This window comes from Streptomyces sp. NPDC104761 (assembly GCF_055583445.1).
In genome coordinates, this window is record NZ_JBVJNZ010000001.1 from 1 (window position 1) to 14,513 (window position 14,513).

At 72.2% G+C, this 14,513-nt stretch carries 17 protein-coding genes; 11 read left to right on the plus strand and 6 right to left on the minus strand.

Annotated features, from left to right (window positions below; genetic code table 11):
• Positions 1 to 116 precede the first annotated feature (116 nt).
• Positions 117 to 545, minus strand: coding sequence for a type II toxin-antitoxin system Rv0910 family toxin (locus tag ACZ63F_RS00005; RefSeq protein ID WP_469707202.1), 429 nt, complete (start codon positions 543 to 545; stop codon positions 117 to 119).
• A 113-nt stretch (positions 546 to 658) separates the two neighbouring features.
• On the minus strand, positions 659 to 853 hold the full coding sequence (locus ACZ63F_RS00010; RefSeq protein ID WP_177233345.1) for a hypothetical protein: 195 nt from the start codon (positions 851 to 853) through the stop codon (positions 659 to 661).
• A gap of 199 nt (positions 854 to 1,052) precedes the next feature.
• Here ACZ63F_RS00010 and ACZ63F_RS00015 point away from each other — a divergent pair, with 199 nt between their 5' ends.
• Together ACZ63F_RS00015 and ACZ63F_RS00020 are read left to right on the plus strand one after the other, a co-directional pair.
• On the plus strand, positions 1,053 to 1,667 hold the full coding sequence (locus ACZ63F_RS00015) for a hypothetical protein (protein WP_469707204.1): 615 nt from the start codon (positions 1,053 to 1,055) through the stop codon (positions 1,665 to 1,667).
• Positions 1,668 to 1,713: 46 nt separating this feature from the next.
• Positions 1,714 to 2,682 carry an EamA family transporter gene (locus tag ACZ63F_RS00020; RefSeq protein WP_469707206.1) on the plus strand — a complete coding sequence of 323 codons (969 nt, stop codon included), beginning with the start codon at positions 1,714 to 1,716 and terminating at the stop codon, positions 2,680 to 2,682.
• Positions 2,683 to 2,772: 90 nt separating this feature from the next.
• Here ACZ63F_RS00020 and ACZ63F_RS00025 read toward each other — a convergent pair whose 3' ends face one another.
• Positions 2,773 to 3,462, minus strand: coding sequence for a pyridoxamine 5'-phosphate oxidase family protein (locus ACZ63F_RS00025; protein ID WP_469707208.1), 690 nt, complete (start codon positions 3,460 to 3,462; stop codon positions 2,773 to 2,775).
• A gap of 36 nt (positions 3,463 to 3,498) precedes the next feature.
• On the opposite strand from ACZ63F_RS00025, the gene ACZ63F_RS00030 reads away from it, so the two are divergent.
• Positions 3,499 to 4,830 carry an aminotransferase class I/II-fold pyridoxal phosphate-dependent enzyme gene (locus ACZ63F_RS00030; protein ID WP_469707210.1) on the plus strand — a complete coding sequence of 444 codons (1,332 nt, stop codon included), beginning with the start codon at positions 3,499 to 3,501 and terminating at the stop codon, positions 4,828 to 4,830.
• Between the two features lie 25 nt (positions 4,831 to 4,855).
• On the opposite strand, the gene ACZ63F_RS00035 is transcribed toward ACZ63F_RS00030, so the two are convergent.
• A complete protein-coding gene (locus ACZ63F_RS00035) occupies positions 4,856 to 5,836 on the minus strand; it encodes a DMT family transporter (RefSeq protein WP_469707212.1) in 981 nt (326 codons plus the stop codon).
• A gap of 74 nt (positions 5,837 to 5,910) precedes the next feature.
• Between ACZ63F_RS00035 and ACZ63F_RS00040 the strand changes: the two genes are divergently transcribed.
• The gene (locus ACZ63F_RS00040; RefSeq protein WP_351961229.1) at positions 5,911 to 6,813 is read left to right on the plus strand and encodes a LysR family transcriptional regulator; all 903 of its coding nucleotides are present in this window, start codon (positions 5,911 to 5,913) and stop codon (positions 6,811 to 6,813) included.
• Positions 6,814 to 6,833: 20 nt separating this feature from the next.
• On the opposite strand, the gene ACZ63F_RS00045 is transcribed toward ACZ63F_RS00040, so the two are convergent.
• On the minus strand, positions 6,834 to 7,301 hold the full coding sequence (locus ACZ63F_RS00045; protein ID WP_468365458.1) for a pyridoxamine 5'-phosphate oxidase family protein: 468 nt from the start codon (positions 7,299 to 7,301) through the stop codon (positions 6,834 to 6,836).
• Positions 7,302 to 7,389: 88 nt separating this feature from the next.
• Here ACZ63F_RS00045 and ACZ63F_RS00050 point away from each other — a divergent pair, with 88 nt between their 5' ends.
• Positions 7,390 to 8,037 (plus strand): cysteine hydrolase family protein, encoded by a 648-nt coding sequence (locus ACZ63F_RS00050; RefSeq protein WP_469707214.1) that lies wholly within the window; start codon positions 7,390 to 7,392, stop codon positions 8,035 to 8,037.
• Positions 8,038 to 8,040: 3 nt separating this feature from the next.
• On the opposite strand, the gene ACZ63F_RS00055 is transcribed toward ACZ63F_RS00050, so the two are convergent.
• On the minus strand, positions 8,041 to 8,541 hold the full coding sequence (locus ACZ63F_RS00055) for a Rieske (2Fe-2S) protein (protein ID WP_469707215.1): 501 nt from the start codon (positions 8,539 to 8,541) through the stop codon (positions 8,041 to 8,043).
• Positions 8,542 to 8,825: 284 nt separating this feature from the next.
• Between ACZ63F_RS00055 and ACZ63F_RS00060 the strand changes: the two genes are divergently transcribed.
• The 6 genes from ACZ63F_RS00060 (at position 8,826) to ung (ending at position 14,304) form a co-directional block, all read left to right on the plus strand.
• Positions 8,826 to 9,590, plus strand: a complete 765-nt coding sequence (locus tag ACZ63F_RS00060) for a HipA family kinase (RefSeq protein WP_469707217.1) — start codon at positions 8,826 to 8,828, stop codon at positions 9,588 to 9,590.
• Between the two features lie 29 nt (positions 9,591 to 9,619).
• Positions 9,620 to 10,036, plus strand: a complete 417-nt coding sequence (locus tag ACZ63F_RS00065; protein ID WP_469709254.1) for a DUF3037 domain-containing protein — start codon at positions 9,620 to 9,622, stop codon at positions 10,034 to 10,036.
• 147 nt (positions 10,037 to 10,183) lie between these two features.
• On the plus strand, positions 10,184 to 10,945 hold the full coding sequence (gene fabG / locus ACZ63F_RS00070; protein WP_089105586.1) for a 3-oxoacyl-ACP reductase FabG: 762 nt from the start codon (positions 10,184 to 10,186) through the stop codon (positions 10,943 to 10,945).
• Between the two features lie 31 nt (positions 10,946 to 10,976).
• Positions 10,977 to 11,738, plus strand: a complete 762-nt coding sequence (locus tag ACZ63F_RS00075; RefSeq protein ID WP_457740000.1) for an SDR family oxidoreductase — start codon at positions 10,977 to 10,979, stop codon at positions 11,736 to 11,738.
• A 211-nt stretch (positions 11,739 to 11,949) separates the two neighbouring features.
• On the plus strand, positions 11,950 to 13,527 hold the full coding sequence (locus ACZ63F_RS00080) for an ABC transporter substrate-binding protein (protein WP_469707220.1): 1,578 nt from the start codon (positions 11,950 to 11,952) through the stop codon (positions 13,525 to 13,527).
• Between the two features lie 90 nt (positions 13,528 to 13,617).
• Positions 13,618 to 14,304 (plus strand): uracil-DNA glycosylase, encoded by a 687-nt coding sequence (ung, locus tag ACZ63F_RS00085; RefSeq protein WP_469709256.1) that lies wholly within the window; start codon positions 13,618 to 13,620, stop codon positions 14,302 to 14,304.
• Positions 14,305 to 14,513 lie beyond the last annotated feature (209 nt).

A 14,513-nucleotide genomic window follows, 5' to 3' on the forward strand; every position in this document is an offset into this window, starting at 1 on the left:
CCCCCCCCCCCCCCCCCCCCCCCCCCCCCCCCCCCCCCCCCCCCCCCCCCCCCCCCCCCCCCCCCCCCCCCCCCCCCCCCCCCCCCCCCCCCGCCTCCGTCTCTGCCGGGCAGCCCCTAGGCCACCAGGCCGCCCAGCTTGCGCAGCGACTCGTCGAGGGCGGCCGTCGCCGAGTCCTTGAGCTTGCCCGCCATCAGCGACACGGCGGCGCCGGTGAACTCGCCGTCGATCCGCACCACCGTCGCGTCCCCGTCCGGGGTGAGCGTGTAACGCGTGGCGACGGTCACCGCCATCGGGCCCTTGCCGCGGATCGCCAGCACCCGCGCCGGCTCCAGTTCCTCGACGGTCCACTCGACCTCCGCCGGGAAGCCCATCAGCTTCATGTTCTCCTGGAAGGTGCCGCCCACCGCCAGGGTCTCGGGGCCGCCCTTGGGAAAGTTGGTGTGGGTCGCGTTCCACTCGCCGTACGCCGACCAGTCGGTGAGCTGTGCCCACACCTTCTCGGCCGGTGCCTGGATGCGTGCCTCCGCGCTGACTTCGGCCATCGGGCCACCCCTTCGTGTCGGGCTACGGTGTCGCGGAACGTAGCCGCAGGGCCTCGAACATTCAATACTGATGAACCGTCAGGAAATGTGCCGATCGGGGGCGCCCGGGCCGGTCAGCCGACCCGTCGTATCAGCGCCGCGTCGAACAGGTCCCACGCGCGCGGCAACGCGCTCTCGTCGTGGCAGTGCCAGGCGTCCCAGAACAGGTCCGCGAGCAGCGCGTCCGCCGGGGCGTAGACCCGGTACACGTACTGCCTGCCGTCGACCGCCGGCAGGGCGACCAGCCAGCAACAGCACCCGCTCTCCACGTCAGGGGGAGACGTCCGGCGGATGCGCGACGGTTGCGTATGGGGCGCGCGGCAAGACGGCACGCGCCCCGGTGGCCGGAATCGGCCTGATCTCATCCGCAAGGAGGAGATTCCGGCCATCCGCGTCCACTCTGCGTGGGACGTGAAGATGCTTCCCCCCGCCGATGACTCAGGCCTGTGGGATTGATGAGGTAGGGGTGTGCAACCCCGTATTCCCCGCCAGCCCGCCCAGGACCAGGGCGGTATCCACGCGGACGACGATGCCGGGCTCGGTGCCGAGTCGGCGGCGGTGGTCGCCGGTGCCCGCCGCCGGGCCGTGCGGGACGGGGACCGCCAGGTCGACACCGCCCATCTGCTGCACTCGTTGATCGAGCACGACGCCGACGTGCGCGCCGTCATCGGCGACGCTCCGCAACTGGCCCGCCTGCTCGGCTACCTCGTGCAGCGCAGCATCGGCTACGGCCTGCGCTGGCAGGGCGGGGTCGAGGACTCCGGCGCGCTGCCCGCCCTCCCGTACGCCGGGGGAAGAGCCGAGGGCAGGGGCGACGGCGCCTGGTCCCCGGTGGCCGCGGCCGCCCTGGAGTACGCCCGCAGCCGTGCCCGGCGCCGCGGCGCGGCCCACTCGGACGGCATCGACCTGCTCGCGGGCCTGGTCCTCGACCCCGAGTCCCGGGCCGTCGAGGTGCTGGAGCGGGCCGGGGTCGCCGCGCGTGAACTGGCCGTGCGGATAGACGGCGACGGGGCGGTCGGCGCGGCCGGAGCGGTCCGGGACGCCGAGGGGGAGCGCGGGGAACACCGCACGTCCAGCCGTTGAGACAGGTGTCATCAGGGGTGACGCTCATGTCCTGTGCTGGCATCATGTGCCGGTGCACACCACTGACAGCAGCCATGGAAAGGGCCTCGGGCTCTCCCTCGCCCTCGCGTCGGCGCTCGCCTTCGGCGGCTCCGGCGTCGCGGCCAAGCCCCTGATCGAGGCCGGGCTTGCGCCGCTGCAGGTGGTGTGGCTCAGGGTGGCGGGTGCCGCCCTGGTGATGCTGCCGCTCGCCGTCCGCCAGCGCGACCTGCCCCGCCGCCGGCCGGCGCTGCTCGCCGGGTTCGGCCTGCTCGCCGTGGCCGGCGTCCAGGCCTGCTACTTCGCCGCCATCTCCCGGATACCGGTGGGCGTGGCGCTGCTCGTGGAGTACCTCGCGCCCGCGCTGGTGCTCGGCTGGGTCCGGTTCGTGCAGCGGCGGCCGGTCACCCGTGCCGCCGCGTTCGGTGTCGTCCTCGCGGCGGGCGGCCTCGCCTGTGTGGTGGAGGTGTGGTCGGGGCTGCGGTTCGACGCGCTGGGGCTGGTGCTGGCGCTGGCGGCGGCGTGCTGCCAGGTGGGGTACTTCGTGCTGGCCGACCACGGCGGGGGCGAGGGGGCGGATCCGCTGGGGGTGATCGCCTACGGGCTGCTGGTAGGGGCGGGCCTGCTCACCGTGGTGGCCCGGCCGTGGGAGCTGGACTGGTCGGTGCTGGGCGGCTCCGCCCGGATGAACGGGGCTGCCGTGCCGGCGGTCGTCCTGCTGGGGTGGATCGTGCTGGTCGCGACGGTCGTCGCGTATGTCACGGGTGTGGTGTCGGTACGGCGGTTGTCGCCGCAGGTGGCCGGGGTGGTGGCCTGCCTGGAGGCGGTGGTGGCGACCGTGCTGGCGTGGGTGCTGCTGGGGGAGCGGCTGGGTGTGCCGCAGGTGGTGGGGGGAGCCGTGGTCCTGCTGGGGGCGTTCATCGCACAGTCCTCGACTCCGGTGCCGGAGTCGGTGGTGAGCCGGAGCGCGGCGAAGGAGCCGGTCGCCTCGGCCTGAGCGCGCCGCGGCAGTTGCCGCGGCCCGTCGTGGCTGTCACGCAGTTCCCGCCCCCGGCCTTCGGCCGGGGGCATCCCTCCCAGCGCCGTCTCAGGCGCCCGTCAGGTACGGCGGCACCGGAACGTCCGCCGCCAGGTCGCCGTTCGCCACCGGAGCGTCGTATCCCTTGCGCAGCGGCAGTACGCCCGCCCAGTGCGGGAGGTCCATGTCCTCGGGGTCGTCGTTCGCCCCGCCCGTGCGGGTCTTGGCGGAGACCTCGTTCAGGTCGAGGCGGATCACCGCGGTGGCGGCCAGCTCCCTCTTGTTGGCGGGGCGGGAGTCGGCGGCCCGGCCCGGCACCACGTGGTCGACCAGGGCGTCCAGCGCGCGGCTCTTCTCCTCGGGGTCGGTGACCTGGTGGGCGATGCCGTGCACCACCACGGAGCGGTAGTTGACCGAGTGGTGGAAGGCCGAGCGGGCCAGCACGAGGCCGTCGACGTGGGTGACCGTGACACACACCGCGAGTCCGGGATCGGCCTGGCCGGTCATCCGCAGCGGCCGCGAACCCGTCGAACCGTGCAGGTAGAGGACCTCGCCGACCCGGCCGTACAGCGTCGGCAGCACCACCGGCGCGCCGTCCCGCACGAAGCCGAGGTGGCAGAGGTAGCCCTCGTCGAGGATCGCGTGCACCAGCTCCCTGTCGTACGAGGCGCGCTCGGCGGAGCGGGTGGGAACGGTGCGGTCGGTCTGCGCGTAGGCGGCGGGCTGGGCCGGGACGGTTCCCGGTACGGCTGTCTCCATTGCGGATCTCCCTTGCACTAGTGCATAATGTTGTTTGTGCTAGGAGAATATCGGATCGAAGGGCGCGGCGCAGCAGAGATTGCGGCCAGCGTCGAGCGCGCGGTGGCTGCCGGGGAGCTGGAGCCGGGGCAACTGCTGCCCCCGATGCGGGAGCTGGCGGGCAGGCTCGGGGTGAATCCCAACACGGTCGCGGCCGCGTACCGCACGCTGCGCGAGCGCGGGGTCATCGAGACGGCCGGCCGGCGGGGCAGCCGGGTCCGGCCGAAGCCGGCCACCACCGGACGCGACCAGCTCCCCGACGTCCCGGCCGGGGTGCGCGACCTGTCCTCCGGCAACCCCGACCCCGCGCTGCTCCCCGCCCTCGCACCGGTCCTGGGGGTGGTGGCGGCCGAGTGCGACCGTGCCCCGGTCCTCTACGGCGCCGAGCCGGTCGAGCCGGAGCTGGAGCGGATGGCGCGCGCCGAACTGGCCGCCGAGGACGTGCCCGACGCTCCGCTCACCGTCACCTCGGGCTCCCTGGACGCGGCCGAACGCGTCCTGCTGGCGCATCTCAGGCCCGGCGACGCGGTCGCTGTCGAGGACCCCGGCTGGAGCCGCACCCTCGACCTGATCCCGGCGCTGGGGCTGCGCACCGTCCCGGTGGCCGTCGACGACGAGGGGCCGCGTGCGGACGCCGTGCGCCGGGCCCTGGAGTCCGGGGCGCGCGCCCTGCTCGTCACGGCCCGGGCGCACAACCCCACCGGTGCCGCGGTGAGCGCGGCACGCGCGCGTGCCCTGCGGGCCGTCCTGCGCGCACACCCGCACACCCTGCTGATCGAGGACGACCACGGCCACGGCATCGTCGACCTCCCCCTGCACGCCCTGGCGGGCGTCACGCACCACTGGGCCTTCATCCGCTCGGTCGCCAAGGCCTACGGCCCGGACCTGCGCCTGGCCACCCTGACCGGCGACGAGGTGACGGTCGACCGGGTGCGGGGGCGTCAGCGCCTGGGACCGGGGTGGGTGAGCCGCCTGCTGCAGCGCACGGTGGTCCGGATGTGGGCCGACGGCGTGGTGGACGGCCCGGCGGTGGCGGCGGCGTACCGGGCCCGTCGCGAGCTCCTCGTCGACGCGCTCGCGGACCACGGCATCGAGGCGCACGGCCGCAGCGGCATGAACGTCTGGGTACCGGTCCCGGACGAGACGGGCGCGGTGTCCCTGCTGCTGCTCGAAGGCTGGGCGGTGGCCCCGGGCGCCCGCTACCGCCTGGCGACCCCGCCGGGCATCCGGGTCACCGTCTCCACGCTGACCCCCGAGGAGGCGGGGCCGCTGGCGGCGGCGGTGGCGAGAGCGGTGACGCCGGCGAAGGGGGGCCGGATCCAGGCCTGAGCGCTCCGCCGGCTGTGCCGTTCGTTCACCGCGGGCCGGTGGGGGCTGGTCGCGCAGTTCCCCGCGCCCCCGCGGGGCGCTGCCGTACCTGGGTGAGGGCCGCCCCCGCGAGGACGATCACCGCGCCCACCGGCGTGCTCCACCGCAGCGACTCGCCCAGCACCGCGACCCCCGCCGCGGCGGCGATGACCGGGATGAAGTAGGTGACCATCTGGGCGGTGGTCGGACCCACTTCCGCCACCAGCCCGTACTGGACGAGCACCGCGAGTCCCGTCCCCAGTGCGCCGAGCGCGGCGACCGCCAGCAGCGGGACGAGGGCGAAGTGCGCCGGGAAGGACGTGAACAGCGGTGTCACCACGGCCAGTTGCGCGGTCGCCAGCAGCAGCTGCGCGCCGGTCATCGCCAGGTGCGAGTCGCCCGTCCCGGCCAGCGTCCGCCGCACGTGGATCCATCCGACCGGGTAACTCAGCGACGCCAGCAGCGCCATGAGCGTCCCCGAAACGTCCAGGCCGTGGAAGCCCTCCCAGGCGCCCAGCACCGTCAGGACACCGATGAACCCCAGGCCGAGCCCGGCGAACCGGACCCGCGTCGGCCGGTCCTCCGACAGGGCCACCAGCGACAGCGCCATCCCCCACAGCGGCGAGGTCGCGTTGCAGATCCCGGCCAGGGTGGACGGAATGGTCAGCTCGGCGTAGGCGAAGAGGGAGAACGGCAGCGCGTTGAGCAGGAACGCGGCGACCGCCAGGTGCCCCCAGGTGCGGGCGCCCCGCGGCAGCCGCTGCCGCTTCACGGCCATCGCCGCCGCGAGGACCGCCGTACCGAACACCAGCCTGCCGAGCGTGACCTGGAACGGTGCGTAGCCCTCCGTCCCGACCTTGATGAAGAGGAAGCTGAAGCCCCAGATCAGGGAGAGGACGCCGAAGCGCAGCCGCCAGTCGAGGCGGGGGCGGGAGTCGGTGGTGACAAGCGCGGGCTTGCCGGTCGCGGCGGAGGTCACGGTACTCATGCCCGCAACGATGCCGGAGGCAACATCGTAGCACAATCGAGACTTCCCACGGGGTACCTCTTAGAATCACTTACATGTTGAACCTGGAGCGCCTGCGCACCCTCGACGCCCTCGCCCGGCACGGCTCGGTCAGCGGCGCCGCCGAGGCCCTGCACGTGACCACGTCGGCGGTGTCGCAGCAGATGGGCAAGCTGGAGCGCGAGGTGGACCAGCAGCTCCTCGCGAAGAACGGCCGGGGCATCCGGCTCACCGACGCCGGGCGGCTGCTCGCCGAGCACGCGGCCCGCATCCTCTCCCAGGTCGAGCTGGCCCAGTCCGACCTGGAGGCGCACCGGGGCCAGGTCGTCGGCGAGCTGCGGCTGTCCGCGTTCCCGACGGCAGCCCGCGGCCTGTTCCCGGCCGCACTGGCCGCCCTGCGCGCCCGGCACCCGGCGCTGCGCGTCCGCTCCAGCGAACTGGAACCGGAGAACGGCGTCGCCGGGGTCGTCCGCGGCGACCTCGACCTCGCCGTCGTCCTGGACTGGTACAACAAGCCGATGCCGGTGCCCGACGGGCTGGTCAAGGCGCCCCTGCTGGACGACCCGGCCGAGGTGGCGCTGCCGGCCGGGCACCGGCTCGCCGGCCGCGAGGAGGTGGACCTGGGGGAGTTCGCCGAGGACGAGTGGATCACCTGGGGCGAGGGCGAGTTCTGCCACGAATGGCTGATGTTCACGCTGCGCTCGCGCGGCATCGAGCCCATCGTCGGGCACCGCGCGGCCGAGACGCACACGCAACTCAACCTGGTGGCAGCCGGACTGGGCGTCTGCATCGCCCCGCTGCTGGGCCGGCACCCGGTGCCGGAGGGCGTGGTCATGGTGCCGCTGAAGCAGCGGGTGCGCCGCCATGTGTACGTCGTCTGGCGGGCCGACGCCGACCGCCGCCCCTCGATCCGGGCGGCGGTGCAGGAGCTGCGCGGCGCGGCCGGGGCGATCGCCTGAGGCGGCCCCCTCGAACCGCGTTACGCCGAGCCCAGCTTGCGGAAGTCCCAGGAGGCGGTCTTCGTCGGGGTGAGCCGGGCCCAGGCGTGCCGGCCGTCGTGCGGCATCTCGTCCAGGCCGAAGTTCTTGCGGGCGAACACCGTCTCGATGTAGTCGAGTTCGGCGACCAGTTCGCCGGTGCGCGGGACCTCGCCCACGAACTCGACGCTCCCTCTCAGCTCGACGCCGCGCAACTGGTCGTACTCCTCACCGGAGTCGACGACGACCGCCACCCGCGGATCACGGCTGAGGTCCTTCCAGCGCTGGCTGCGCACCACTGAGTAGAGCCACAGGGACGTGCCGTCCCAGGCGAACCACAGGGCGCTCACGTGCGGGGCGCCGGACGCCGAGACGGTCGCGACCCGGCAGGTGCGCTGTGTGGTGAGGAACTCGTCCAGCTCACCGGGCGTCATCATGATCTTCCGGCCCCGGCGCTGAGTGACGGTCATGCGGCCCCCTCTTCTTCTGTCTCTTCTTCCGTTCCCGCGCGATGGCGGTTAGTGTCACCCGCCCCGCACCAAGGCGGAAGGGGGCGTCATGCCGTCGTCGTACGAGCGGCTCGCGGAACTCCTCGACCCCGAGAGCACCGTGCTGCTCACCGTCGAGTGCCAGCAGGGTGTGGTGGGCCCGGACAGCGCGCTGCCCGAACTCGCCCGTGAGGCACGGACGTCAGGGGCCCTCAACAACATCGCCCGCCTGGTCGCCGCCGCGCACGACACCGGTGTCCAGGTGATCCACGCGATCGCCGAACGCCGCCCGGACGGCCGCGGCGCGAACCGCAACGCCCGCCTGTTCCGCGCCGCCGAACGGCTGCCCGTCCAGCAGCTCTCCGGCACCGCGGCGGTCCGCGTCGCGCCCCCCATCGAGGTCTCGCAGGAGGACCTCGTCGTACGACGGCTGCACGGCCTGTCGCCGATCCAGGGCACCGACGTCGACCCGCTGCTGCGCAACCTCGGCTGCCGCACCCTGGTCGTCACCGGTGTCTCGGCCAACGTGGCCGTTCCCAATGCCGTGTTCGACGCGGTCAACCGGGGCTACACGGCCGTCGTCCCGGCCGACGCCGTAGCGGGAGTGCCCCCCGAGTACACCCCCGCGATGGTCCGCAACACCCTCGCGTTGGTCGCCACGGTCGCGACCACGGACGAGGTGCTCGGCTGCCTCGGAGAACCGCGTCGGCGGTCCTGAGGATCAGGCCAGCGAGATCTGGTCGCCGGAGACCGTGATGTTCGCGGCCGTCAGGCCCGTGGTCGCCGGGCCCTGCTTCACGCTGCCGTCCGCTATGGCGAACTTGCTGCCGTGGCAGGGGCAGACGATCTCGCCGTTGGCGATGCTGGTCACCGCGCAGCCGGCGTGCGGGCACTTCGTCGAGAACGCCTTGTACGTGCCCGACGTGGGCTGGGTGACGACCACGGCCTGGTCCTTGTAGATCGTGCCGCCGCCCTCGGGGATGTCCGTGGTCTTGGCGAGCGCGGTGCCACCGGCCGCGGCCGTGGAGCCGCCGGCCGAGCCGTTGCTGTCCTGCGTGGTGGAGCCACCGCCCGCGTTGCCGTTCGTGGTGGTCGTGCTCGACGAGCCGTCGTCCGACGACCCGCAGGCGGTCAGCGCGGCGGCGAGCCCTGCCGCTCCGGCCGCCACCATGACGGTGCGGCGAGCCGGGCTGGCCGAGGGGTTGAGCGGTGCGCTGGTCATGTGAGGGGTTCCCTTCCGCGGAGCTTCTCGTTGATCCGTCCAGGGGTACGGTCTTCGGGCACCACCTGTTCAGACGGCATCCAGATAGTGACCACCTGGACATGAGGCTTCGGTAAAACAGCGCTGTCGGTTCGCTGTCGGTCCTGACCTGGGACGCAGCGAGCCGCGTCGTCGCATGGCCGGGCCCGGACCTCACCGCTGTCACGCTCGGTTACTATGCTCACTTCGTGCCGGAGGCCCCCGGTCGACGACTGCCTGGTTGAGAAGCTGGATGGCCTGGGAAAATGCTGCGAGAAGTCACCGCGACCCGCTACATCACGCCCCTGCGCGAGGGCGGTTCGCTGCCGGGGCTCGTCGAGGCCGACGATCTCGGCACGTACGTCATGAAGTTCACCGGTGCGGGGCAGGGCCGCAAGACGCTGGTCGCCGAGGTCGTCTGCGGTGAACTCGCGCGCCGGCTCGGGTTCCGGATGCCCCGTCTGGTCACCGTCGAACTGGATCCGGTGCTGGGACTCGGCGAACCCGAGCAGCAGGTGCAGGACCTGCTGCGGGGCAGCGGCGGCACCAACCTCGGCATGGACTTCCTCTCCGGTGCCCTCGGCTTCGACCCGCTCGCCTTCTCCGTGAGCCCCGCGGAGGCCGGGCGGATCGTCTGGTTCGACGCGCTGGTCAACAACGTCGACCGTTCCTGGCGCAACCCCAACCTGCTGGTCCACCAGGGCGACCTGTGGCTCATCGACCACGGCGCCACCATGATCTGGCAGCACAACTGGCCGTCCGCCGAGGCCTCCGCGGCCCGCCCGTACGACGCCGCCGACCACGCACTGAGCGGGTTCGGCCCCGACGTCCGCGCGGCCGCCGCCGAGTTGGCGCCCCTGGTCACCGAGGACCTGCTCGCCGAGGTCACCGCCGAGATCCCGGACGTCTGGCTCGCCGCCGAGCCCGGCTTCGACACCCCCGACGACCTGCGGCGCACCTACGCGCGGCCGCTGCTCACCCGGGCCGCCGTCATCCACGAGCGCATCACCGGCATCGAGGGGGCCAAGTGAGCGAGACCCACATCAACGTGGCCGGACACATGACCGAGCGCCACATCACCCGGACGGGCCAGGGCGGCGACCGGGACGTCTTCGAGTACGCCCTGCTGCGCGTCGTACCCCGCGTGGAGCGCGGCGAGTGCATCAACGCGGGCGTGCTCGTGTACTGCCGGGCCAAGGGCTACGTCGGCGCCCGCACCCATCTCGACGAGGCCCGGCTGCTGGCCCTGCATCCGGAGGCGGACGTCGCCGGGGTGCGGGCCGCGCTCGGGGCGGTGGAGGGGATCTGCGCGGGCGGGGCGGCGGCGGGACACGCGGCCGGCGACGACCCGGGGCGGCGGTTCCGCTGGCTGGTCGCGCCCCGCTCCACCGTCGTGCAGCCGGGCCCCGTGCACACCGGGCTCACCCGCGACCCGGCCGCCGAGACGGAGCGGTTGCTGGACCTCCTGGTGAGGTAATGGATCACACTGGCGCGGAGTGACGTTGACACCGCGTGCCAGGGCTTCTAGCGTCACGTCTGTCGAAGGTACTAAGCGGTCGCTCACCCGTCGGCCGGGTTCTCGACCAGGTGTACCCAGGTGTTCTCAAGGGCGAGGAGAAACAGCATGTCCAGCACTGAGCAGCGGGTGGCCGTCGTCACCGGGGCCGCACGCGGCATCGGCGCCGCCACCGCCGTACGACTGGCCGCCGAGGGCCGCGCGGTCGCCGTGATCGACCTCGACGAGGCCGCCTGCAAGGACACCGTCGAGAAGATCACCGCGGCCGGCGGCAAGGCGATCGCGGTCGGCGCCGACGTCTCCGACGAGGCCCAGGTGGCCGCGGCGATCGCGCGGGTCGTCGAGGAACTGGGCGCCCCGACCATCCTGGTCAACAACGCCGGCGTGCTCCGCGACAACCTGCTGTTCAAGATGTCCGCGTCCGACTGGGACACGGTCCTCAACGTGCACCTGCGCGGCTCCTTCCTGATGACCAAGGCCGTCCAGCAGCACATGGTCGAGGCCGGCTGGGGCCGGGTGGTCAACCTGTCCTCCTCCTCGGCGCTCGGCAACCGCGGCCAGGCCAACTACTCCGCCGCCAAGGCCGGTCTGCAGGGCTTCACCAAGACCCTCGCCATCGAGCTCGGCAAGTTCGGCATCACCGCCAACGCCGTCGCCCCCGGCTTCATCGCCACCGAGATGACCAAGGCCACCGCGGAGCGCGTGAAGATGGGCTTCGAGGAGTTCAAGGCCGCCGCGGCCACCCAGATCCCCGTGCAGCGCGTCGGCGAGCCCGAGGACATCGCCAACGCCATCGCCTTCTTCACGAACGAGGCCGCGGGCTTCGTCTCCGGCCAGGTGCTGTACGTGGCCGGCGGACCGCTCGACTAGCAGCACACCGGGGAACCTGAGGAACACTGACATGACTGAACTGCCCGAGCTTTCCGGCAAGGTCGCCATCGTCACCGGCGCGAGCCGCGGCATCGGCTACGGCGTCGCCGAGGCGATGATCGCCCGCGGCGACCGCGTCGTCATCACCGGCCGCAACGAGGAAGCCCTCAAGGAGGCCGTCGAGAGCCTCGGCGCCGAGCGTGTCGTCGGCGTCGCCGGCAAGGCGCACGACCTGGCCCACCAGAGCGAGGTCGTCGAACGCGCCATGGCGGCCTTCGGCCGCGTGGACTACCTGGTCAACAACGCCGGAACCAACCCGGTGTTCGGCCCGATCGCCGACGTCGACCTGGACGTGGCCCGCAAGGTGTTCGAGACCAACGTGGTCTCCGCCCTCGGCTTCGCCCAGAAGACCTGGCACGCCTGGCAGAAGGACAACGGCGGCGCCATCGTCAACATCGCCTCCGTCGCCGGCCTCTCGGCCTCGCCGTTCATCGGCGCGTACGGCATCAGCAAGGCCGCGATGATCAACCTGACCCAGCAGCTGGCCCACGAGTTCGCCCCCGGGGTCCGGGTCAACTCGATCGCTCCGGCCGTCGTCAAGACCAAGTTCGCCGAGGCCCTGTACGAGGGCCGCGAGGCGGAGGCCGCCGCGGGCTACCCGCTGAAGCGGCTCGGCGTGCCCTCCGACATCGGCGGCGCCGCCGCGTTCCTCACCTCGGAGCAGTCCGACTGGATCACCGGCCAGACGCTCGTCGTCGACGGGGGCATCTTCCTCAACGCCGGCATGGCCTGACGGAGCGTCGGGCGTCGTCTTCGTCACAGATATTTGCCGCATCTGTGAGGAAAACGGCGCCCACGCGATCGTACAAGATCCGCACAGGGGAATGACAACGTCGTCATAGCGCATTCGATCAACGCCCGTGTTTCCGGGGTGCTTCCACGCGCGCAACGCTGCGGTATGGTCTGCCGCCGACCCCTGGTACGGCGGATCGAGGAGCGTGCGCGTGTTCAACCGGAACCGAGGTCTGCGAAGAGCCGCCGCGGTCGCGTCCATCTCCCTGGTGGCCGGGTGCGGAGTGCTCTCCGGCAGCAGCGCGGACAACAGCGGACCGATCGTCGTCGGCACCACGAGTGCCCCCAGCACCCTTGACCCGGCGGGATCGTGGGACGGCTCCTGGGAGCTGTTCCGCAACGTCTACCAGACCCTGCTCGCCTACCCCGACGGCGCCACCACCCCGCAGCCCGACGCCGCGCGGAACTGCGCCTTCACGGACTCCGGCTCCCGCACCTACCGCTGCGAACTGCGCTCCGGCCTGAAGTTCGCCGACGGCGACAAGCTCGACGCCCGGGCCGTCAAGTACTCCATCGACCGGATCCGGAGCATCAACGCGCCCAGCGGCCCGGCCGGACTGCTCGGCAGCCTCGACCGGGTGCAGGCGACCGGCGACCGCGAGGTGGTCTTCCACCTGAACAAGCCCGACGCCACCTTCCCGTTCGTGCTCGCCACCCCGGCCATGTCGATCGTCGATCCGGACGACTACCCCGCCCACTCGCTGCGCAAGGACGCCTCCGTGCACGGCTCCGGGCCCTACACCCTCAGGTCCTACGAGGACGGCAAACGGGCCGAGCTGGTCCGCAACGACAACTACCAGGGCTTCGCCGACCGGCAGAACGACGCCGTGACCATCCGCTACTTCCAGGACTCGGCCACCATGGTCAAGGCCCTGCGCTCCGGGGACATCGACGTCACCTACCGCGGTCTCGCCGCCTCCGACATCGTGGCCCTGGAGGCGCGCCGCAGCACCGACCTGCAGCTGATCGACGGCACCGGCACCGACATCAGCTACCTGGTCTTCAACCCCAGGGACCCGTGGGCCAAGCTGCCCGCCGTGCGCAAGGCCGTCGCCCAGCTCGTCGACCGCGCCGCGATCGCCCACTCCGTCTACAGGGACACCGTCGACCCGCTGTACTCCATGGTCCCGGCCGGCCTGACCGGCCACACCACCAGCTTCTTCGACGACTACGGCGACCCCAGCACCTCCAAGGCCCGCAAGATCCTCGCCGACGCCGGCATCAGCCGGCGCGTCCCGCTCACCTTCTGGTACACCACCGACCGCTACGGCTCCGAGACCGGCCGGATGTTCCAGGAGCTCAAGCAGCAGCTGGACGACTCCGGGCTGTTCACCATCACCCTCAGGAGCCGGCCCTGGAAGACCTACGTCGTCGGCTACCAGAAGGGCGAGTACCCGGTGTTCGGCCGCGGCTGGTTCCCGGACTTCCCCGACGCGGACAACTTCATCGCGCCCTTCGTCGGCGAGCAGAACGCCCTCGGCACGCCCTACCCGTCCCCGGTGATCACCGGCAGGCTGCTGCCGCGGTCCCGCAGCGAGAGCAACCGCGCCGAGGTCGTCAAGGACTTCGAGGAGGCGCAGCAGATCCTCGTCAACGACACCCGGCTGATCCCGCTGTGGCAGGGGCGGCAGTACGTCGCGGCCAGCGACGACATCTCCGGCGGCGAGAAGGCGCTCGACCCGTCGACGATCATGATGATGTGGGAGCTGCACCGCAAGACCAGCTGGTGAAACCCGTCCGGCACCGGTTGTCAGTGGTCGCCTGTAGGTTTTCCGTACTGGCAGGATCTGCAAGTGACCGCAATTCGTGAGGACGTTGACGTGACCGACATCGCCATGCTGCCCGAGTCCTGGCGCGGGGTTCTGGGCGACGAGCTGCAGCAGCCCTACTTCAAGGAGCTGACCGAGTTCGTCGAGGAGGAGCGGGCGAAGGGTCCCGTCTACCCGCCGCGCGAGGAGGTCTTCGCCGCGCTGGAGGCGACGCCGTTCGACCAGGTCAAGGTGTTCGTCCTCGGCCAGGACCCCTACCACGGCGAGGGCCAGGGCCACGGGCTGTGCTTCTCCGTCCGCCCCGGCGTGCGGATCCCGCCGTCCCTGCGGAACATCTACAAGGAGATGCGCGAGGAGCTGGGCTGGGAGTCCGTGCCGGACAACGGATATCTGATGCCGTGGGCCCGGCAGGGTGTGCTGCTGCTCAACGCGGTGCTCACGGTCCGTGCCGGTGAGGCCAACTCGCACAAGAACAAGGGCTGGGAGAAGTTCACGGACGCGGTGATCCGCGCGGTCGCCGAGCGTCCCGACCCGGCCGTCTTCGTCCTCTGGGGCGGTTACGCGCAGAAGAAGCTCCGGCTGATCGACGAGACCCGGCACGTGGTGATCCAGGGCGCGCACCCGTCCCCGCTCTCCGCGAAGAAGTTCTTCGGCTCCCGCCCCTTCACCCAGATCAACGAGGCGGTGGCGGCCCAGGGCCACGAGCCGATCGACTGGCGGATCCCGAACCTGGGCTGACCTCGCAGCCGACCGTGGGGCAACGCGCCCCGTAGGGGGCGCGGGGAACTGCGCGACCAGCCCCCACGGACTCGCGGCCGACCACCGGCCCGCGGTCCAGCGCCGCCGTCTGCCGGTCACCCCTGGCGCCGCCGTCAAGCGTCGCCACCACGAGGGCGCCTCGCAGCGGACCGTGGGGCAACGCGCCCCGTAGGGGGCGCGGGGAACTG